Source organism: Klebsiella sp. HMSC25G12 (genome assembly GCF_001807705.1).
Classification (GTDB): domain Bacteria; phylum Pseudomonadota; class Gammaproteobacteria; order Enterobacterales; family Enterobacteriaceae; genus Klebsiella; species Klebsiella variicola.
In genome coordinates this window covers 296130-314201 of the sequence record NZ_KV789908.1, presented here as the reverse complement: position 1 = coordinate 314201, position 18072 = coordinate 296130, and the positions used below count along the sequence as shown (strand labels likewise).

The 18072-nt window shown below is 58.6% G+C and carries 19 protein-coding genes and 1 pseudogene; 13 read left to right on the top strand and 7 right to left on the bottom strand.

The window, feature by feature from the left end; all coding sequences use genetic code 11:
- Nucleotides 1-15: 15 nt before the first annotated feature.
- On the bottom strand, nt 16-345 hold the full coding sequence (locus tag HMPREF3096_RS20105) for a gamma-glutamylcyclotransferase family protein (RefSeq protein WP_008804357.1): 330 nt from the start codon (nt 343-345) through the stop codon (nt 16-18).
- A gap of 415 nt (nt 346-760) precedes the next feature.
- On the opposite strand from HMPREF3096_RS20105, the pseudogene HMPREF3096_RS29665 reads away from it, so the two are divergent.
- The 5 genes and pseudogenes from HMPREF3096_RS29665 to HMPREF3096_RS20085 all read left to right on the top strand — a co-directional run.
- Nucleotides 761-877, top strand: a pseudogene (locus tag HMPREF3096_RS29665) (type VI secretion system lipoprotein TssJ); the annotation flags it as partial.
- Between the two features lie 2 nt (nt 878-879).
- The gene (gene tssE, locus HMPREF3096_RS20100) at nt 880-1323 is read left to right on the top strand and encodes a type VI secretion system baseplate subunit TssE (RefSeq protein WP_004152261.1); all 444 of its coding nucleotides are present in this window, start codon (nt 880-882) and stop codon (nt 1321-1323) included.
- A 19-nt stretch (nt 1324-1342) separates the two neighbouring features.
- On the top strand, nt 1343-2746 hold the full coding sequence (locus HMPREF3096_RS20095) for a VasL domain-containing protein (RefSeq protein WP_070544559.1): 1404 nt from the start codon (nt 1343-1345) through the stop codon (nt 2744-2746).
- 131 nt (nt 2747-2877) lie between these two features.
- Nucleotides 2878-3792 carry a sugar ABC transporter substrate-binding protein gene (locus HMPREF3096_RS20090; RefSeq protein WP_063105840.1) on the top strand — a complete coding sequence of 305 codons (915 nt, stop codon included), beginning with the start codon at nt 2878-2880 and terminating at the stop codon, nt 3790-3792.
- Nucleotides 3793-3875: 83 nt separating this feature from the next.
- Nucleotides 3876-4205: a DUF1869 domain-containing protein gene (locus HMPREF3096_RS20085; RefSeq protein WP_008804379.1), complete on the top strand. Its 330-nt coding sequence runs from the start codon at nt 3876-3878 to the stop codon at nt 4203-4205.
- 82 nt (nt 4206-4287) lie between these two features.
- On the opposite strand, the gene ychF is transcribed toward HMPREF3096_RS20085, so the two are convergent.
- Both ychF and pth read right to left on the bottom strand, forming a co-directional pair.
- Entirely contained in the window at nt 4288-5382 is a 1095-nt protein-coding gene (gene ychF / locus HMPREF3096_RS20080; RefSeq protein ID WP_008804380.1) for a redox-regulated ATPase YchF, read from the bottom strand.
- 117 nt (nt 5383-5499) lie between these two features.
- Nucleotides 5500-6084, bottom strand: coding sequence for an aminoacyl-tRNA hydrolase (gene pth, locus HMPREF3096_RS20075; RefSeq protein ID WP_040968631.1), 585 nt, complete (start codon nt 6082-6084; stop codon nt 5500-5502).
- 272 nt (nt 6085-6356) lie between these two features.
- On the opposite strand from pth, the gene ychH reads away from it, so the two are divergent.
- Complete coding sequence (ychH, locus tag HMPREF3096_RS20070; RefSeq protein ID WP_002910437.1) at nt 6357-6632, top strand: stress-induced protein YchH; 276 nt, start codon at nt 6357-6359, stop codon at nt 6630-6632.
- 220 nt (nt 6633-6852) lie between these two features.
- The gene (locus HMPREF3096_RS20065; protein ID WP_012541336.1) at nt 6853-7899 is read left to right on the top strand and encodes a MerR family transcriptional regulator; all 1047 of its coding nucleotides are present in this window, start codon (nt 6853-6855) and stop codon (nt 7897-7899) included.
- Here the strand turns inward: HMPREF3096_RS20065 and dauA are convergent, their stop codons facing one another.
- From dauA to lolB, 4 genes are all read right to left on the bottom strand, one after another.
- Nucleotides 7900-9579 carry a C4-dicarboxylic acid transporter DauA gene (dauA, locus tag HMPREF3096_RS20060; RefSeq protein ID WP_071582957.1) on the bottom strand — a complete coding sequence of 560 codons (1680 nt, stop codon included), beginning with the start codon at nt 9577-9579 and terminating at the stop codon, nt 7900-7902.
- A 250-nt stretch (nt 9580-9829) separates the two neighbouring features.
- Nucleotides 9830-10777: a ribose-phosphate diphosphokinase gene (gene prs, locus HMPREF3096_RS20055; protein ID WP_002910407.1), complete on the bottom strand. Its 948-nt coding sequence runs from the start codon at nt 10775-10777 to the stop codon at nt 9830-9832.
- A 183-nt stretch (nt 10778-10960) separates the two neighbouring features.
- The gene (ispE, locus tag HMPREF3096_RS20050) at nt 10961-11809 is read right to left on the bottom strand and encodes a 4-(cytidine 5'-diphospho)-2-C-methyl-D-erythritol kinase (protein ID WP_012541338.1); all 849 of its coding nucleotides are present in this window, start codon (nt 11807-11809) and stop codon (nt 10961-10963) included.
- Nucleotides 11809-12420, bottom strand: a complete 612-nt coding sequence (lolB, locus tag HMPREF3096_RS20045) for a lipoprotein insertase outer membrane protein LolB (RefSeq protein WP_008804385.1) — start codon at nt 12418-12420, stop codon at nt 11809-11811. Before lolB ends, ispE begins: the two co-directional genes overlap by 1 nt.
- A 271-nt stretch (nt 12421-12691) precedes the next feature.
- Here lolB and hemA point away from each other — a divergent pair, with 271 nt between their 5' ends.
- From hemA to kdsA, 6 genes are read left to right on the top strand one after another with little or no spacing between them, the layout of a single operon-like run.
- A complete protein-coding gene (gene hemA / locus HMPREF3096_RS20040; RefSeq protein WP_012541339.1) occupies nt 12692-13948 on the top strand; it encodes a glutamyl-tRNA reductase in 1257 nt (418 codons plus the stop codon).
- Nucleotides 13949-13990: 42 nt separating this feature from the next.
- Nucleotides 13991-15073, top strand: a complete 1083-nt coding sequence (gene prfA / locus HMPREF3096_RS20035) for a peptide chain release factor 1 (protein WP_008804387.1) — start codon at nt 13991-13993, stop codon at nt 15071-15073.
- Nucleotides 15073-15921, top strand: a complete 849-nt coding sequence (gene prmC / locus HMPREF3096_RS20030) for a peptide chain release factor N(5)-glutamine methyltransferase (RefSeq protein ID WP_038421415.1) — start codon at nt 15073-15075, stop codon at nt 15919-15921. The genes prfA and prmC overlap by 1 nt, the downstream gene beginning before the upstream one ends.
- A complete protein-coding gene (gene sirB2 / locus HMPREF3096_RS20025) occupies nt 15921-16313 on the top strand; it encodes an invasion regulator SirB2 (protein ID WP_008804389.1) in 393 nt (130 codons plus the stop codon). Before prmC ends, sirB2 begins: the two co-directional genes overlap by 1 nt.
- Before the next feature lie 3 nt (nt 16314-16316).
- Nucleotides 16317-17129 carry an invasion regulator SirB1 gene (gene sirB1, locus HMPREF3096_RS20020; RefSeq protein ID WP_008804390.1) on the top strand — a complete coding sequence of 271 codons (813 nt, stop codon included), beginning with the start codon at nt 16317-16319 and terminating at the stop codon, nt 17127-17129.
- 39 nt (nt 17130-17168) lie between these two features.
- Nucleotides 17169-18023, top strand: coding sequence for a 3-deoxy-8-phosphooctulonate synthase (kdsA, locus tag HMPREF3096_RS20015; protein ID WP_002910393.1), 855 nt, complete (start codon nt 17169-17171; stop codon nt 18021-18023).
- The last annotated feature ends 49 nt before the right edge of the window (nt 18024-18072 follow it).

Below are 18072 nucleotides of genomic sequence, written 5' to 3'. Positions count from 1 at the left end.
CGTTCGCGGCGGGGATTACTCCCGGGGCTGAAGCTGATAAATCCAGGCGCTGACCTGTTGTCCATCGTCGGTGGTCACCTCCACCGGCACCCGATCGTACCCCTCCTCAAAGTCGTCCAGCATGGGCCAGTGCGCCGCCAGACGATCGGACAGGAACAGATAGCCGTTGACCCGTGGGCCGTGAGCGTTGAGGACGATCCCCGGAAAATCGGCGGCTGCGCCCCAGCCGCGCGCGTAAAAGGTGCCAGTGACGTAGCCGGGACGCCACTCGCCCCCGATCGCCTCCAGAATGTGCGCATTGCTGCGACCGGGACAGAGCGTCCCATAGACAAATAGCGGTTTCATTTTCTCTCTCTCGTTCGCCCTGATACCCGCCCACAGCGGAGCGGAAAACCAAAATACGGGGTAATTCAGCGCCTGGCAATGGCCGGGTGGGGCGGGGTACTCCTCCGGGCAACTCTCTGATGCCGGGGGAGGCTTTGGCCTCGGCGCTAATGAAGCTATATCGATTGCGATGATATTTTTATTATTTATATTTAAGATCAATATAAATAAGCCTGACGGAGAGACTAATTCGCTAATTAAATTCAATGGGGAATTAAAAGAGAGGATATGATGAATTTTCTTTTTAGCAGCCTTCTCGTGGGTAATGAACGACGGTAAGATTTGAATTCAGATATTATTTACCCCTGGATATTACCAGCTCCTAATTTTTCCCTTTATGATAAGTAGCCAGTGAAAAATAACATGATGTTTCCATCTGACGCAAAACAGCTGGCGGCTGGTACTCACCCGGGACGATCATGACCCGGCGAGGCCGCGCATTATCGAAGCCAGCCAAAATCAACTGACGCTGCACCCGCTTAAGGAGAAGTGAAAATGCCTCGTCCCTCCCTGTATGACATCCTGTACGGCAACTTCGCCGGCGGGCTTGACCTGAATACTGTCAGCGAAACGGATCAGGTCATCCTGTCGGTGCTCGATAACATGCAGCGCATCCTCAACTGTCGGGCCGGAACGCTGGCGCATCTGCCGGACTACGGCCTGCCGGATATGACCGCTATCCTCCAGGGCATGCCGGCGTCGGCGCATCAGCTGATGAGCACGTTGTCGGCGGTATTATTGAAGTACGAACCGCGCCTGCAGCGGATCGCGGTGGTGATGCTCGATCAGCATGCGCCCGGCGAACTGCGCTATGCCATTGATGCGGAGCTGAAGGATATTGGCCTGGTGCGTTACGGCACAGAGTTTATGCCCGAGGGCAGGGTGTTGATCCGCCACCTCAAACGCCAGCAGTATCTTGACGCCCGCTCCGCCCTCTAATCTCTCGCTGAAAAACATCATGATGACAACACACGACGAACGCCACTATAAAACCGGTGGCGACCCGCGCACGCTGGCTGATTTTATTGCCCTGCGTGCGGAAATGAACAAGCTCAGCCACCCGGCGCGGCCGGATATTAACTGGCCGTATGCCGAGCAGCTTGCCCGCTCGCTGCTGGAGCATCACGGCGCGGATCTGCAGACTGTCGCCTGGTATACGCTGGCCCGCGCCAGGCTGGGCGGGCTGGTAGGGATCCACGAGGGGCTGTCGCTAATGGAGTCGCTGCTGGCCCACCAGGGGAAAAACCTGTGGCCGCAGGCGCTCCCGGCCCGGACAGAGATCTTCCGCACCCTGAGCAAGCGGCTGCGGCAGGTGATCCGCACTCTGAGTCTCGCCCCGGCGGATCTCGAGTCGCTTGGTCTGGCTGAACGTTCGCTGCAAAGCTTCGACGCAGTGCTCCAGCGCCTTGAGATCGCGCCTGAAAACCCGCTGAGCGACCTGCGGGCGCTGTTGCACAGCACGGTAAGCCGCTTCGAGAATCTCGACCCTGCGCCAGCGCTCCCCACCGCGCCGCCGGTGGCGGTGTCTGACGCGGAACTTCCCGGCGCTCTGGTCAGCGAAGAGGATGCGGCAAAGGTTGAACCAGTGCCAGAACTAAAACGTAGACCAAAGGCTGAGCCGCTTGCGCCGCCTTTACCTGCAAAGCGACCCGCGCCAGTGGTGGCGTCTTCTCCGGCAACCGCGCCGCGCTGGAAGCCGTTTGTCGCCGGGATGGTCACCATGCTGGCGGTGACGGGCATCGCCGTCGGTGGATGGCTGGCGTTGCGTCAGTCCGATTTACCGCCCATTTCGGTGACCCAAAATGTGATACCGGGCCTGCCGGGGGCATCTCCCCTGATGCCGGTGGATCTGCCTCAGACGCAGCGCCAGCTTGGCGAGCTCGCCCGCCTGGCGCCGGACTGGGCGGTAAGCTACGGCGACCAGCTGGTCCGGCAGGCCTTGAGTCGCTGGCCGGATCAAGCACAACCGCTGGCGCAGCAGTGGCGGCAGCAGTTGAGCGCTGCCGCACTGCCCGCGGAAAACCTCACCGGCTGGTCCGAGGGAATGCAGCAGCTGCAGCGGCTCGCCGGCCAGCTCAATACCCTCGACGAGCAGAAGGGGAGATACCTCACGGTGAGCGAACTGAAAACCGCAGTGTTTGCCATCATGCAGTCGTTTAACCGCGCCGTTCCGCTGGAGGAGGAGCTACGCCAGCTGGCCGCGCTTCCCGTTGATCAACCCTGGCCTGCCGCCCGGGGAAGCCTCGCGGAGCTGCATCTGCAACAACTGATCGTGGAGTATGCCCTGCTGAAGCGAAAGCAGGCGCCGCCCGCGGCGATCCCCCCTACCGGTGAGCCCTCAGTGAGTGAGGCGGTGAAATAAAATGTGCGCATGGCAACATTTTCTTTACATCATGATTGCAAGAACCGAACGCCCTTCGTAGTCTGAAAATGATTTAAATATACCATTTGTTTTTATATTGAAAATTTCATTTCGACCTCTGAGGGCATGCTATGAAGCACTGTAAAATCATCCTGTTAGTGGGGTTACTGGCCTGTTCCGCCTCGGCTTTGGCGGAGAAGATCGGCGTCTCAATGGCCTACTTCGATCAAAACTTTCTCACCATTATCCGCCAGTCCATTGAGAAAGAGGCCCGCGCCCGTCATGTCGACGTGCAGTTTGAAGACGCCCGCGGCGACACCGGACGTCAGGCCGATCAGGTGCAGAGCTTTATCGCCTCCGGCGTGGACGCGATCATCGTCGACCCGGTGGACTCCGCCAGCACCCCGCAGCTGACGAAGATGGCACAGCAGGCCAAAATGCCGCTGGTGTATGTGAACCGGACGCCGGGGGATAAAACGTTACCGCCTGGCGTGGTGTTTGTCGGTTCGGACGAGCGGGAGTCCGGCACATTGCAGATGGAGGCGCTGGCGAAGCTGGCGAACTACAAAGGCAATGTCGCCATCATGATCGGCAATCTCACTGACGCCGGCGCGCTGCAGCGCACCAAAGACGTCGAGCAGGTGGTGGCCAAATATCCGGCAATGAAAGTGGTGCAGAAACAGCCAGCCAACTATTCCCGCAGCGAGGGAATGGATCTGATGCAGAACTGGACAGGCAACGGGGAAGCGATTGATATTGTGGCGGCGAACAACGATGAGATGGCGATTGGCGCGGCGATGGCGCTGGAGAAGAGCCAGAAGAAGCTGTTGATCGGGGGGATCGACGCCACGCCGGACGGGCTGAAAGCCCTGGCCAGCGATAAGATCCAGGTGACGGTCTTCCAGGACGCCGTCGGTCAGGGCAAAACGGCCTTAGCGGTAGCGCTGAAGCTGATTAAAGGAGAAAAGGTCGAGTCTCATGTCTGGATCCCGTTTGAGTTAGTGACCAAAGAAAACATGCAGACCTATGTGGAAAAGAGTCATTAACGGCAAGGCGCAAGTGAACGAACTTTGCTGATAGAACCGGGCTGATAATGTGACGCCCGGGCAACGAAACCGGAGGAAAAGACATGGCAACGGCAAGAAGCGGCTATACGCTGCAGGTGATAAAGGCAGGGCAGCAGGGACATGTTGAAATGAGGTGGGGGCATCTCGCAGACGTTGATACGCGCGCGGCGGCGGCGGCCATCGTGCAGCAAATCGGGCGACCATCGTCCGCAGCGAGCCAGCAGGAGATCAGCCTGTCACTGACCAATGCCGCCAGCGGCATCTCGGTGGAGCTTCATCACCCGGCCTCAGGGGAAAGCGCCACCCCGGCTTTCATCGAGGGCGAATTAAAGAAAATTGTGCAGATCGTTGATGGCTATGAGGCGGCTGAAGAGACCCATATTGTGGAGTAGCGTGTCGTCCGGGTAAAAAAAATCCACGCCGGAGCGTGGATTTTTTATGGCGTGGTGGTGGCGAAAACGCCAGCCAGCGGGATCAGACGTTGAACAGGAAGTTCATCACATCGCCATCTTTCACGATGTAGTCTTTGCCTTCTGCACGCATTTTACCGGCTTCTTTTGCACCCTGTTCGCCTTTGTAGGTAATAAAGTCTTCATAGGCGATGGTCTGCGCGCGGATAAAACCTTTTTCGAAGTCGGTGTGGATCTTACCGGCTGCCTGCGGCGCGGTTGCCCCGACCGGGATGGTCCATGCGCGAACTTCCTTCACCCCTGCGGTGAAGTAGGTCTGCAGATTCAGCAGCTCGTAACCGGCGCGGATCACGCGGTTGAGGCCTGGCTCTTCGAGACCCAGCTCGGCCATAAACTCGTCGCGGTCAGCGTCGTCCAGCTCGGCAATATCGGACTCAACGGCGGCGCAAACGGCGACGACCACAGAACCTTCGGCGGCGGCAATTTCACGGACTTTATCGAGATAAGGGTTATTCTCAAAACCGTCTTCATTGACGTTGGCGATATACATGGTCGGCTTCAGCGTCAGGAAACTGAGGTATTTAATCGCTGCTTTGTCTTCGTCGGTCAGGTTTTTCAGTGAACGCAGCATGCCGGCATTTTCCAGCTGCGGCAGGCATTTTTCCAGCGCCGCCAGCTCAGCTTTAGCGTCTTTATCGCCGCCTTTAGCTTTCTTCTGCACACGGTGGATAGCGCGCTCGCAGGTGTCCAGATCGGAGAGTGCCAGCTCGGTGTTGATAACGTCGATGTCGTCAGCCGGATCCACTTTGTTGTTAACGTGGATAATGTTGTCATTTTCAAAGCAGCGAACTACGTGGCCGATGGCTTCGGTTTCACGGATGTTGGTCAGAAACTGGTTGCCGAGACCTTCACCTTTGGACGCGCCTTTCACCAGGCCCGCGATATCAACGAATTCCATCGTCGTCGGCAGGATGCGCTGCGGTTTGACGATTTCAGCCAGCTTGTCCAGACGCGGATCGGGCATCGGTACGACACCGGTGTTCGGCTCAATGGTACAGAAGGGGAAGTTGGCCGCTTCAATACCCGCTTTGGTGAGCGCATTGAACAGGGTGGATTTGCCGACGTTGGGCAAACCGACGATACCGCATTTGAATCCCATGATTTAAATCACCTTAATCTTTGGATAATCAATCTGTTATAAGCAACAGATTGCAGAAAATTGAATAGCTTTGCCTATTATACACGGTGCGCGGCAAAAATGCCGCACGACAACGGCTTATTGCGCCTTAAAGGCATGTAAGCGGTTGGTGGCTTTGGTCAGCCCGTCCTTTAACCAGATTTCGGTGCAGCGCGCCGCTTCGTCGACAGCATCATCAATCAGTTTCTGCTCGCTGACCGGCGGTTTGCCGAGTACAAAGCCGACAACCTTGTTTTTGTCACCCGGATGGCCGATCCCGACGCGTAAGCGGTGAAAGTTCGGGTTATTGCCGAGCTTACTGATGATGTCCTTTAGGCCGTTGTGGCCGCCATGGCCACCGCCAAGCTTGAATTTCGCCACCCCGGGCGGCAAATCCAGCTCATCATGGGCGACCAGAATTTCATCCGGGTTAATGCGATAAAAGGTCGCCATTGCAGCCACTGCTTTACCGCTGAGGTTCATAAACGTCGTAGGAACCAGCAGGCGAACGTCTTCGCCCGCCAGATTGATGCGCGAGGTGTAGCCGAAGAACTTGCTCTCTTCGCGCAGCGGCGCACGATGGCGATCCGCCAGTAAATCTACATACCAGGCGCCAGCGTTGTGCCGGGTGGCGGCATATTCCGCACCGGGGTTGGCCAGGCCGACAATCAGTTTAATGGTCACGTTTTCTTTCCTGCATGGGGCATTCTCTGCCGCGTAGTGTACTGTCTGCGGGCGCGCTTGACAAAGTTCTGCCCACGAGACAATACCAGCATTGATGATTACCCACCTGAATCATTAGAATTTGATATTGTTCAGAGGCTTATTTGTAAATATTTGTCTAATCGGTGTTCACTAATGTGATCGTGGGCGCACTCCAGGGCAGGGACCCTGTCTATACTACACCTATAAGATTTGGGGATATTCCCTGGCAACCCAAAGTCCGGAGGTGACACATGAAACGCAAAAACGCTTCGTTACTCGGTAACGTACTCATGGGCTTAGGGTTGGTGGTGATGGTTGTGGGGGTAGGTTACTCCATTCTGAACCAGCTTCCGCAGCTTAACCTGCCGCAATTCTTTGCACATGGCGCAATCTTAAGCATCTTCGTTGGCGCCGTGCTCTGGCTGGCCGGTGCCCGTATTGGCGGCCACGAGCAGGTCAGCGACCGCTACTGGTGGGTGCGCCACTATGATAAACGCTGCCGTCGTAATCAGCATCGCCACAGCTAACCGTAGCATGATTTCCCGCATCGGCCCCTGAAGGCCGATGCGTTTTCCTGTGACTCTCGTTATTTCCTCCTCTTTTCCCCATCACCATACGACCCCATTCCGTCCTGACCTCCGTGCTGCTAAGGTTGCCACCAAAATGAATAGCTAATGAGGTTTTCGCTTGACCCTGACGTTACGTCAGGCAGCAGAGTAGCGGACCTGGCCACAGAGAGGAGCAGTCATGTTAATTCAGGTGGGAGAGCTGGCGAAGCGCGCCGGAATGACGGTGCGTACGCTGCATCATTATGAACAGACGGGGCTGTTAACGCCTTCGGCCAGAAGCGAGGCGGGCTATCGGCTCTATAACCTGTCCGCGGTTCAGCGCCTGCATATGATAAAGGCGCTGGCGCAGGCCGGGCTGACGCTCGCCACCATCAAGGACTATCTCGATCGGCAAACGCTGTCGCTACCCGAGCTGCTGACGCAGCAGATAGAGACGCTCAACGCCCAATTGCGCGATGTCGGCAGGCTGCGCGACCGGCTGTTGGTGCTGCGCGAGGCGCTGGCGGGCGGCAATGAACCCGATCTGGAGTCCTGGCTACAGACGCTGGAGTTAATGAAAATGTACGATCGTTGGTTTAGTCAACAGGAGTTAGCCGCGCTGCCGTTTGCGGCACAGGATGAACAGCGCGCGCAGGCGTGGCGCGAGCTAACAGAGGAGGTGCAGACGCTGATGGCGAGCGGCTGCCCGACGGACAGTCCGCAGGCGATGAGTCTGGCGACGCGCTGGATGGAGCGCCTGGAGCAGGATACGGCAGGGCGCCCGGAGTTTCTGACCCGCCTGAACGAGATGCATGCCGCCGAGCCGCAAATGGTTGAACAGACCGGCGTCACCCCGGCCATCATCGCCTTTATCACCGAGGCCTTTGCCGAAAGCAAACTGGCCATCTGGGCTCGTTACCTCGACGACGAGGAGATGGCGTTCACCCGCCGACACTATTTCGACCGGCTACAGGAGTGGCCTGCGCTGGTGGCGAAGCTGCATCAGGCGTGCCGGGAGGGCGTAGCGCCGGACTCGGCGTCGGGTCAGGCGCTGGCCCGGGCGTGGCTTGAACTGTTTCAGTCCTACGCCGGTACCCGGCCGCAGACGTTGCAGAAGTTTCGTCGGGCAATGGAGCAGGAGCCGCATTTGATGAAGGGCACCTGGATGACGCCGGCGGTGCTGAGCTGGCTGCAGCAGGCGACCGGAGCCTTGATGCGGCAGGCGCAGGGGCCTGCCGCCGGGTGATCACAGGTCAGCCAGCGCGGCCTGACGATCGGGGTAGAAGCTCAGGCGTCCGGGCAGCGGCTTGACGCCGGCGCGCGCTAACGTGCGCAGCGGCTGAAACTCGAGGTTAGATACGCGCAATTCACAGCCTTCCGGCAGCTTGTTCACAAAGCGCTGGAAGGCATCCAGACCACCGGCGTCGAGAACCGGCACCGCGTCCCATTTCAGCACCACGATGCGCTTGCCGGCGATCCGGGTCTCCAGGTCGTTGAACAAGCCTTCGGCGGCGGCAAAGAACAGCGGCCCAATCACCCGCAGCACCAGCACATCGTCTGGCACCTCGACGTTGACCGGCGCCAGATGGGTCATGCGCGCGATACGGCGCATAAACAGCAGCGAGGCCAGCACGATCCCGACGCTGATGGCAATCACCATATCAAACAGCACCGTCAGCGACATGCACATCAGCATCACCACGATGTCGTCTTTCGGTGCGTGGCGCAGCAGGTTGATCACTTTATGCGCCTCGCTCATATTCCATGCCACCATCAGCAGCAGGGCGGCCATCGCCGACAGCGGCAGCCAGGAGAGCAGCGGGGCGAGGATCAGCAGCGCCAGGATCACCAGCAGGGCGTGGATCACGGCGGCCACCGGCGATGTGGCGCCGGCGCGGACGTTCGCCGCCGAGCGGGCAATCGCCGCGGTGGCAGTGATCCCGCCGAAGAACGGCGCAACGATATTACCCAGCCCCTGGCCAATCAGCTCGCTGTTGGCTTTATGCTTGGTACCGGTCATGCCATCAAGCACCACCGCGCACAGCAGAGACTCAATGGCGCCGAGCATCGCCATGGAGAAGGCGGCAGGCAGCAGAGCCTGCAGCGAGGCCCAGCTCAGGGTAAAGTTTGAACCCGGCATATCCCAGGGGAGTACCAGCTGCGGCAGCAGCTGTGGAATGCCGTTGCCCTGAGTGCCGTCTGCCAGCTGATAGTGGAACTGCGAGCCAATTGTGGCGACATCGCCGCCGAGCAAATTAACCACCAGCATCACCGCGCAGCCGGCCAGCAGCGCCGGAAGGTGGCCCGGCAGACGGATACCCAGCCGCGGCCAGAGGATCAGAGTGCCGAGAGTGACGACGCCGATGGCGGCATCGCCGGGGTTAATCGTTGGCAGGGCCATCGCCAGCGCTGCCACTTTCTGCAGGTAATGCTCCGGCACATGGGGCATCTGCAGGCCGAGGAAATCTTTAATCTGCATGGTACCGATGGTGATACCGATCCCGGAGGTGAAACCGAGAGTCACCGACAGCGGGATATATTCGATCAGACGGCCAAAGCGCGCCAGACCAAAGAGAATTAAAAAGATCCCCGACATCAGCGTCGCCACCAGTAGCCCCGCCAGACCAAACTGCTGGGAAACCGGATAGAGGATCACCACAAAGGCGGCGGTCGGGCCGGAAACGCTAAAGCGCGACCCGCCGGTTATGGCGATCACAATCCCTGCCACCGCTGAGGTATAGAGGCCGTACTGCGGCGGCACACCGCTGCCAATCGCCAGCGCCATCGCCAGCGGAATCGCAATGATCCCGACGGTGATCCCGGCGATCAGATCGCGGGTAAAGCGGGCGGTGGTGTACTTTTCTTTCCAACAAGCGTCGATGAGGGCGCGGAAAGGCATCACATGTGAGGAAAATAATCTGTTCACAATAATGTTTCATCCATGAGCGCATCATCTGTCAACTAAATGGCAGGTGAAGGAGGCATTGGTCATTTCCACGTCATCCTTCGGGATGCCTCTGTGTTGGCTGCGTTCATTTACCCCGGTCACGTACTGCCTGTACGCTCCCGGGGATTCATTCACTTGCCGCCTTGACGCATGCCGAATGATTTTGTGGAAGAATTAAAAATTCAGAGACAAAAAAACCCGCCGCAGCGGGTTTTTATGCTCGGCTCGATTAATGTTCGAACATAGCAGAGATAGATTCTTCATTGCTGATACGGCGAATAGCTTCAGCCAGCATACCGGAGAGCGTCAGAGTACGCACTTTATCCAGCGCTTTAATTTCGGGTGCCAGCGGAATGGTATCGCAAACGACAAATTCATCAATCACAGAGTTTTTGATGTTCTGGATAGCGTTACCGGAGAAGATCGGGTGCGTTGCATAAGCGAATACGCGTTTCGCGCCACGCTCTTTCAGCGCTTCTGCCGCTTTACACAGGGTGCCGCCGGTGTCGATCATATCGTCGACCATCACGCAGTCACGACCAGCCACGTCGCCGATGATATGCATCACCTGGGAGACGTTGGCGCGCGGACGGCGCTTGTCGATGATAGCCATATCGGTATCATTCAGCAGTTTAGCGATAGCGCGGGCACGCACGACGCCGCCGATGTCCGGAGAAACCACAATCGGGTTGTCCAGGTTCAGCTGCAGCATATCTTCCAGCAGGATTGGGCTGCCGAACACGTTATCAACTGGCACATCGAAGAAGCCCTGGATCTGTTCTGCGTGCAGGTCAACGGTCAGCACGCGGTCAACGCCGACGCTGGACAGGAAATCTGCCACCACTTTCGCGGTGATTGGCACACGAGCAGAACGAACACGACGGTCCTGGCGAGCATAACCGAAGTAAGGGATAACGGCGGTGATACGACCTGCCGAAGCACGACGCAGAGCATCAACCATAACAACCAGTTCCATCAGGTTGTCATTGGTGGGAGCACAAGTGGACTGGATGATGAAAATATCACCACCGCGTACGTTTTCATTGATTTGTACGCTGACTTCGCCGTCGCTAAAACGACCTACAGCGGCGTCGCCAAGAGAAGTGTACAGGCGGTTGGCAATACGTTGTGCTAGTTCCGGGGTGGCGTTACCAGCAAAAAGCTTCATATCAGGCACGAGAAGAACCTCAGGCATGCGTCCAGTGGTGGATGAGTGGGCCAATAATGTGCGGGCTGGCGCCATTCGATCCAGTCGGTGTATTTAAAGAGCACGATGCAACGTCTGGAACAGGGTGACGTTGTCACCGTAACTCAATTTCCCCGGTTGACTCGTTATCGTTGCGCCATCACGGCGCAGGATTCAGAGCAGGGCCTGCTTGAGCGGCGAGAGGTTAACTCCGCGCGCTACAAAGCCATTTAGCCATGCCGGGGCAGTGTCCAGCACCTGACGGGCAGCGGATTCGGTGTTAAATTCAGCAAACACACAGGCCCCTGTGCCGGTCAGGCGTGACGGCGCATATTCTAACAGCCAGGAAAGCGCTGCATCAACCTCGCGAAAACGTTTTCTTGCGATAAGCTCGCAATCGTTGCTGAATTCACAATTTAATAACGTATTAATTGACCGGCGCGGGGTATTTCGTGGTAGCTCCGGATCGCGAAAAATGACTGGCGTCGGAATACTGACCCCCGGGTGCGCCACCAGGTACCATTTTTCCTCGGGCTCCACCGGTGTCAGAATTTCGCCGACTCCCTCGGCAAAGGCGGCATGGCCGCGCACGAAGACCGGCACATCGGCCCCCAGCTGAAGGCCCAGGGTCGCCAGCTCCTCTTCCGAGAGACCGCAGCCCCAGAGATGGTTGAGCGCCACCAGCACGGTGGCGGCATTGGATGAGCCGCCGCCCAGACCGCCGCCCATCGGCAGGCGCTTGTCGACACTGATATCGGCGCCGCTACCCGCCGGCAGGCGGTCGCTTTCGCTGGCGGCACGCATCAGCAGACGCGCGGCGCGAACGATCAGGTTCTCCTCGTCCGGCACGCCGGCCACCGGCGTCAGCAGGCGCAGTTGACCGTCAGTTCGCGGTTCGATGGTCAAGGTGTCGCCATAGTCGAGAAACTGAAACAGCGTCTGCAGGGTATGGTAACCATCGGCCCGCTGGCCGGTGATATATAAAAACAGATTCAGTTTTGCAGGAGAGGGCCAGCGGCTCATCATTTCACGATCCAGTTATCCATCTTCAGCTTGATGCGCTGAGCGCCATTGTTCAGCTCGACATTAGACGGCAGGGCTGGCTGGGTATCGCTGGTGTAGCCGCCGTAGGTGACGTGCCAGGTTTTGCCATTTTGCGTGTAGTTAAGTTCACGCAGACGGTACTGATCGTCCAGCGAATAGTCGGTGGCGTCGCCCGGCAGGCCGATGATCCACTGGCGCAGGCTGTTCAGCGGGATCGGCATCCCGGTCAGGCGGCCGATCATCTCTTCGGCATCGGTGGCGGTGTAGGTCTGGCCTTTGTTATCGATCAGCTGCACGCTGCCTGGCTGCGCGGTCAGCGACAGCTCGGTGCTGCCCAGCGGGTTGGTCAGCAGCAGGCGATAGCGGTCCTGGCCGGTCTGTTGCCAGAAGAAGCGAGCATAGACTTTTTGCTCATCGGAAAGATAGGCAAACGCCCCGCGAGTCTGGAACTGGTTGAGGCTGCGAACAGCCTGCTGGTGCTGACGCCACTGCGGCGAATCCGGGCTTTTGCCAGGCCCTTGCGGCGTATGAAGAGAACAGGCGGTGAGGACGAGGCTGGCCAGCGGCAGCAAGCGGAACAGTCGATTCATAATGATGACAAATCCTTGATGTCTACAGGGAAAAACGGCGGCAGGGGAATAGCGGGCCGATTTGTGTAGCAGGTTACATTTATAACCCTTAATGCTAGCGTCGCCGGGCGATAGCGTCTACGTTCAAGTTGTCTGAAATCAAAAAATTAACGTTAATGGCGGTCTTGCTTTGGCTATTACTCCAAAAGGGGAGCCTCTCTTTTATTGATTACGCGCATCCTGTATGATGCACTCAGACTAACCTTAGCAACGCTGGTACTACTCCCTCACAATGACCCTTTTAGCTCTTGGCATCAATCACAAAACAGCGCCGGTCGACCTGCGAGAACGCGTGACGTTTTCGCCGGAAACGCTCGATCAGGCGCTGGAGAGCTTGCTGGCTCAGCCGATGGTGCAGGGTGGGGTAGTGCTGTCGACCTGCAACCGCACGGAACTCTATCTCAGCGTCGAAGAGCAGGACAATCTGCAGGAAGCGCTGATCCGCTGGCTGTGCAACTATCACGGCCTCAACGAAGAAGACCTGCGTAAGAGCCTCTACTGGCACCAGGATAACGACGCCGTCAGCCATCTGATGCGCGTCGCCAGCGGCCTCGATTCGCTGGTGCTGGGCGAGCCGCAGATCCTCGGCCAGGTGAAAAAAGCGTTTGCTGATTCCAGCCGCGGTCATCTGAACGTCAGCGAACTGGAGCGGATGTTCCAGAAGTCGTTCTCGGTGGCAAAGCGTGTGCGTACCGAAACCGATATCGGCGCCAGCGCCGTTTCCGTCGCGTTCGCCGCCTGTACCCTGGCGCGGCAAATCTTTGAATCGCTCTCCAGCGTCACCGTGTTACTGGTCGGCGCCGGTGAAACCATCGAACTGGTGGCGCGCCATCTTCGCGAACATCACGTGCGCAAAATGGTGATTGCCAACCGCACCCGCGAACGCGCCCAGGCGCTGGCGGACGAAGTGGGCGCCGAGGTGATTGCCCTCAGCGATATCGACGAACGGCTGAAAGAGGCCGACATTATTATCAGCTCCACCGCCAGCCCGCTGCCGATCATCGGCAAAGGCATGGTGGAGCGCGCGCTTAAGGCGCGGCGTAACCAGCCGATGCTGCTGGTGGATATTGCCGTTCCGCGCGATGTCGAACCGGAGGTCGGCAAACTGGCCAACGCCTACCTCTACAGCGTCGACGATCTGCAAAACATCATTCAGCATAACCTGGCGCAGCGTAAAGCCGCGGCGGTGCAGGCGGAATCGATCGTCGAGCAGGAGACCAGCGAATTTATGGCCTGGCTGCGCGCGCAGAGCGCCAGCGAGACGATTCGCGAATACCGTTCTCAGTCTGAGCAGGTCCGTGAGGAGCTGACCGCGAAGGCGCTGGCCGCGCTGGAGCAGGGCGGTGATGCCCAGGAAATTATGCAGGATCTGGCCCGCAAGCTGACCAACCGCCTGATCCACGCGCCAACCAAATCTCTTCAGCAGGCCGCCCGTGACGGGGACGACGAACGCCTGCATATTCTGCGCAACAGCCTCGGGCTGGAATAGCGCACCTTTCTCTTATTTTCAGGACAGGGTGAATTCACGCCTATGAAGTCTTCTATTGTTGCCAAACTGGAAGCGTTGTACGAGCGCCATGAAGAAGTGCAGGCGCTGCTCGGCGATGCCGCGACGATTGCCGATCAGGATAAATTCCGCGCGTTGTCGCGGGAATACGCTCAACTGAGCGATGTGGCGCGCTGCTATACCGACTGGCGTCAGGTGCAGGAGGATATCGAAACTGCGCAGATGATGCTCGACGATCCGGAGATGCGCGAAATGGCGCAGGAAGAGCTGCGTGACGCCAAAGAAAAAGGCGACCAGCTGGAGCAACAGCTGCAGGTGCTGCTGTTGCCGAAAGATCCCGATGACGAGCGTAACGCTTTCGTGGAAGTGCGCGCCGGAACCGGCGGTGACGAAGCGGCGCTGTTTGCCGGCGATCTGTTCCGCATGTACAGCCGCTATGCGGAATCGCGTCGCTGGCAGGTGGAGATCCTCAGCGCCAACGAAGGTGAACACGGCGGTTTCAAAGAGGTGATCGCCAAATTCAGCGGCGACGGCGTTTACGGTCGGCTGAAATTTGAATCCGGCGGCCATCGCGTGCAGCGTGTGCCGGCCACCGAATCGCAGGGGCGTATTCATACCTCCGCCTGCACCGTGGCGGTGATGCCGGAGCTGCCGGAAGCCGAAATGCCGGACATTAACCCGGCGGATCTGCGCATCGATACTTTCCGCTCCTCCGGCGCGGGCGGTCAGCACGTCAACACCACCGACTCGGCTATCCGTATTACTCACCTGCCGACCGGCATCGTAGTGGAGTGTCAGGACGAACGTTCCCAGCATAAAAACAAAGCCAAGGCGTTGTCAGTGCTGGGGGCGCGTATCCGCGCCGCCGAAGTGGCCAAGCGTCAGCAGGCGGAAGCCTCCACGCGCCGTAACCTGCTGGGCAGCGGCGATCGTAGCGACCGTAACCGCACTTACAATTTCCCACAGGGGCGCGTGACCGACCACCGCATCAACCTGACGCTTTATCGTCTGGATGAAACCATGGAAGGCAAACTCGATATGCTGATTGAGCCAATTGTTCAGGAATATCAGGCCGATCAGCTGGCGGCGCTGTCCGAGCAGGAATGATGACCTTTCAGGCCTGGCTGCAGCAGGCGATCGCCCGGCTGCGTGAAAGCGACAGCCCGCGACGCGATGCCGAGATCCTGCTGGGACATGTTACCGGCCGGGCGCGCACCTGGATTTTGGCCTTCGGCGAAACGACGCTGTCCGCTGACGAGGCGACGACGCTGGAGGCGCTCCTGCAGCGACGTCAGCGCGGAGAACCCATTGCCCACCTGGTTGGGCAGCGTGAGTTCTGGTCGCTGCCGCTGTTCGTCTCCCCGGCGACGCTGATCCCCCGACCGGATACCGAGTGTCTGGTGGAGCAGGCGCTGGCGCGACTGCCTGCCGCGCCGTGCCGTATTCTCGACCTCGGCACCGGGACCGGCGCCATTGCTCTGGCGCTGGCCAGCGAGCGTCCGGATTGCGAGGTCACCGCGGTGGATGTGATGCCGGACGCCGTGGCGCTGGCATTTCGCAATGCCGCTCATCTGGACATCGCTAACGTGACGATACGGCAAAGCGACTGGTTTACCGCGCTGGCCGGGCAGCGTTTTGCCATGATCGTCAGTAATCCACCCTATATCGACGCCGCCGACCCGCATCTCGCCGAGGGCGATGTGCGCTTTGAGCCGTTGACGGCGCTGGTCGCTGCCGATCAGGGGCTGGCGGATCTGGCGCAGATTATCCGCGAGGGACGGCAGTATCTGCTGCCCGGCGGCTGGATGCTGCTGGAGCATGGCTGGACCCAGGGCGAGGCGGTTCGCGCCCTCTTCCGCGAAGCGGGCTATCTCGACGTCGCGACCTGTCGCGACTATGGCGACAATGAACGTCTGACTCTCGGACGTTTACCCGACATGGAGAACGTTGGCTGATGAACTTATTCACGGCTGTCCTCTACCTGCACATCGCCAGCGTGGTGGTGTCGGTAGGATTGTTCGTTTTACGTTACTGGTGGATGTATCATCAGAGCCCGCTGCTGAACCAGCGGTGGGTGCGAATTGCGCCGCACTGCAGCGATACGCTGCTGTTTCTCAGCGGTGCGGGTTTAATGGCGATAACGCACTACCTGCCGTTTACCGAAGACGGCGCATGGCTGACTGAAAAGCTGTTTGGCGTTATCATTTACATCGCATTAGGTTTTATCGCGCTGGGCCGCCGTCGTCCGCGCAGCCAGCAGAGCCGTTTTATCGCGTTCCTGCTGGCGCTGGTGGTGTTGTTTATTATCATTCAACTCGCCATCACAAGAATACCGATACTGGGGTAGGGCATGGGGTCATTAGCGGATTTCGAATTTAACAAAGCGCCATTGTGTGATGGCATGGTCCTCATTTCTGAACAGGTCCGCGACGATTTTCCGTCGCGTTTTGTCGAGGAAGAGCTGCAGCGGCTGCTGCGCCTCGCGCAGGAGGAGATTGCGCCGTCGTGGGACCAGGAGCGCCAGATAGAACGCCTGCTGGCGCTGTTTTACGACGAGTGGGGCTTTGGCGCTTCGCAGGGCATTTATCGTCTTTCCGACGCGCTATGGCTGGATAAAGTGCTGGTAAACCGTCAGGGGAGCGCGGTGTCGTTAGGCGCGATCCTGCTGTGGATCGCCCAGCGCCTGGCGCTGCCGGTGGTGCCGGTGATCTTCCCGACCCAAATGCTGTTGCGCGCGGATCCGGAAACCAGCGAAGAGATGTGGCTGATTAATCCGTTTAACGGCGAGACCCTCGACGAACATACCCTGGAGGTATGGCTGAAGGGCAACATCGGGCCGGTGGCGGAACTGTTTAATGAAGATCTCGACGAAGCCGACAACGCCGAAGTGATCCGCAAACTGCTGGACACCCTGAAGTCGGCGCTGATGGAAGAGCGGCAGATGGAGCTGGCTCTGCGCGCCAGCGAAGCGCTGCTGCAGTTTAACCCGGAAGATCCGTATGAGATCCGCGACCGCGGGCTGATATACGCCCAGCTGGACTGCGATCACGTGGCGCTGTTGGATCTGAGCTATTTCGTTGAGCAGTGCCCGGAGGATCCGATCAGTGAGATGATCCGCGCGCAGATCAACACGATTTCGCACAAACAAATTACATTGCATTAGTCTGGAACCATTCCGGTTACACCCTGATAAGGCGAACTTATGAAACAAAAAGTGGTTAGCATTGGTGATATCAACGTAGCGAACGACCTGCCGTTCGTGCTGTTCGGCGGGATGAACGTGCTGGAGTCGCGCGATCTGGCGATGCGCATCTGTGAACATTACGTCACCGTTACGCAGAAGCTTGGCATCCCCTACGTCTTCAAAGCCTCCTTTGATAAAGCCAACCGTTCCTCCATCCACTCCTATCGTGGTCCGGGTCTGGAAGAAGGGATGAAGATTTTCCAGGAGCTGAAGCAGACCTTTGGCGTGAAAATCATCACCGACGTTCATGAAGCCAGCCAGGCGCAGCCGGTGGCTGACGTGGTGGACGTGATCCAGCTTCCGGCCTTCCTCGCGCGCCAGACTGACCTGGTGGAAGCGATGGCCAAAACCGGGGCGGTGATCAACGTCAAGAAGCCGCAGTTCGTCAGCCCGGGTCAGATGGGCAATATCGTCGATAAGTTTATCGAAGGCGGTAACGACAAAGTGATCCTCTGCGACCGCGGCGCTAACTTCGGTTACGACAACCTGGTCGTGGATATGCTCGGCTTCGGCGTGATGAAGAAAGCCTCCAACAACTCGCCGGTTATCTTCGACGTCACCCACGCGCTGCAGTGCCGCGACCCGTTTGGCGCTGCCTCCGGCGGTCGCCGCGCGCAGGTGAGCGAGCTGGCCCGCGCCGGTATGGCGGTAGGTATCGCCGGTCTGTTTATCGAAGCGCATCCGGATCCGGACCACGCGAAATGCGACGGCCCGTCCGCGCTGCCGCTGGATAAACTGGAGCCGTTCCTCAAGCAGATGAAAGCGATTGACGATCTGGTGAAAAGCTTCGACGAGCTGGATACCAGCAAGTAAGCCTGACCGCATCACAGAAAAAGCCTGCCGGTGTTAACACCGGCAGGCT

Excerpts from the sequence above, each read along its gene's own strand:
- HMPREF3096_RS20105 (WP_008804357.1), bottom strand. The coding sequence starts at position 345 with ATGAAACCGCTATTTGTCTATGGGACGCTCTGTCCCGGTCGCAGCAAT.
- tssE (WP_004152261.1), top strand. The coding sequence starts at position 880 with ATGCCTCGTCCCTCCCTGTATGACATCCTGTACGGCAACTTCGCCGGC.
- HMPREF3096_RS20095 (WP_070544559.1), top strand. The coding sequence starts at position 1,343 with ATGATGACAACACACGACGAACGCCACTATAAAACCGGTGGCGACCCG.
- HMPREF3096_RS20090 (WP_063105840.1), top strand. The coding sequence starts at position 2,878 with ATGAAGCACTGTAAAATCATCCTGTTAGTGGGGTTACTGGCCTGTTCC.
- HMPREF3096_RS20085 (WP_008804379.1), top strand. The coding sequence starts at position 3,876 with ATGGCAACGGCAAGAAGCGGCTATACGCTGCAGGTGATAAAGGCAGGG.
- ychF (WP_008804380.1), bottom strand. The coding sequence starts at position 5,382 with ATGGGATTCAAATGCGGTATCGTCGGTTTGCCCAACGTCGGCAAATCC.
- ychH (WP_002910437.1), top strand. The coding sequence starts at position 6,357 with ATGAAACGCAAAAACGCTTCGTTACTCGGTAACGTACTCATGGGCTTA.
- HMPREF3096_RS20065 (WP_012541336.1), top strand. The coding sequence starts at position 6,853 with ATGTTAATTCAGGTGGGAGAGCTGGCGAAGCGCGCCGGAATGACGGTG.
- ispE (WP_012541338.1), bottom strand. The coding sequence starts at position 11,809 with ATGAGCCGCTGGCCCTCTCCTGCAAAACTGAATCTGTTTTTATATATC.
- lolB (WP_008804385.1), bottom strand. The coding sequence starts at position 12,420 with ATGAATCGACTGTTCCGCTTGCTGCCGCTGGCCAGCCTCGTCCTCACC.
- hemA (WP_012541339.1), top strand. The coding sequence starts at position 12,692 with ATGACCCTTTTAGCTCTTGGCATCAATCACAAAACAGCGCCGGTCGAC.
- prfA (WP_008804387.1), top strand. The coding sequence starts at position 13,991 with ATGAAGTCTTCTATTGTTGCCAAACTGGAAGCGTTGTACGAGCGCCAT.
- prmC (WP_038421415.1), top strand. The coding sequence starts at position 15,073 with ATGACCTTTCAGGCCTGGCTGCAGCAGGCGATCGCCCGGCTGCGTGAA.
- sirB2 (WP_008804389.1), top strand. The coding sequence starts at position 15,921 with ATGAACTTATTCACGGCTGTCCTCTACCTGCACATCGCCAGCGTGGTG.
- sirB1 (WP_008804390.1), top strand. The coding sequence starts at position 16,317 with ATGGGGTCATTAGCGGATTTCGAATTTAACAAAGCGCCATTGTGTGAT.
- kdsA (WP_002910393.1), top strand. The coding sequence starts at position 17,169 with ATGAAACAAAAAGTGGTTAGCATTGGTGATATCAACGTAGCGAACGAC.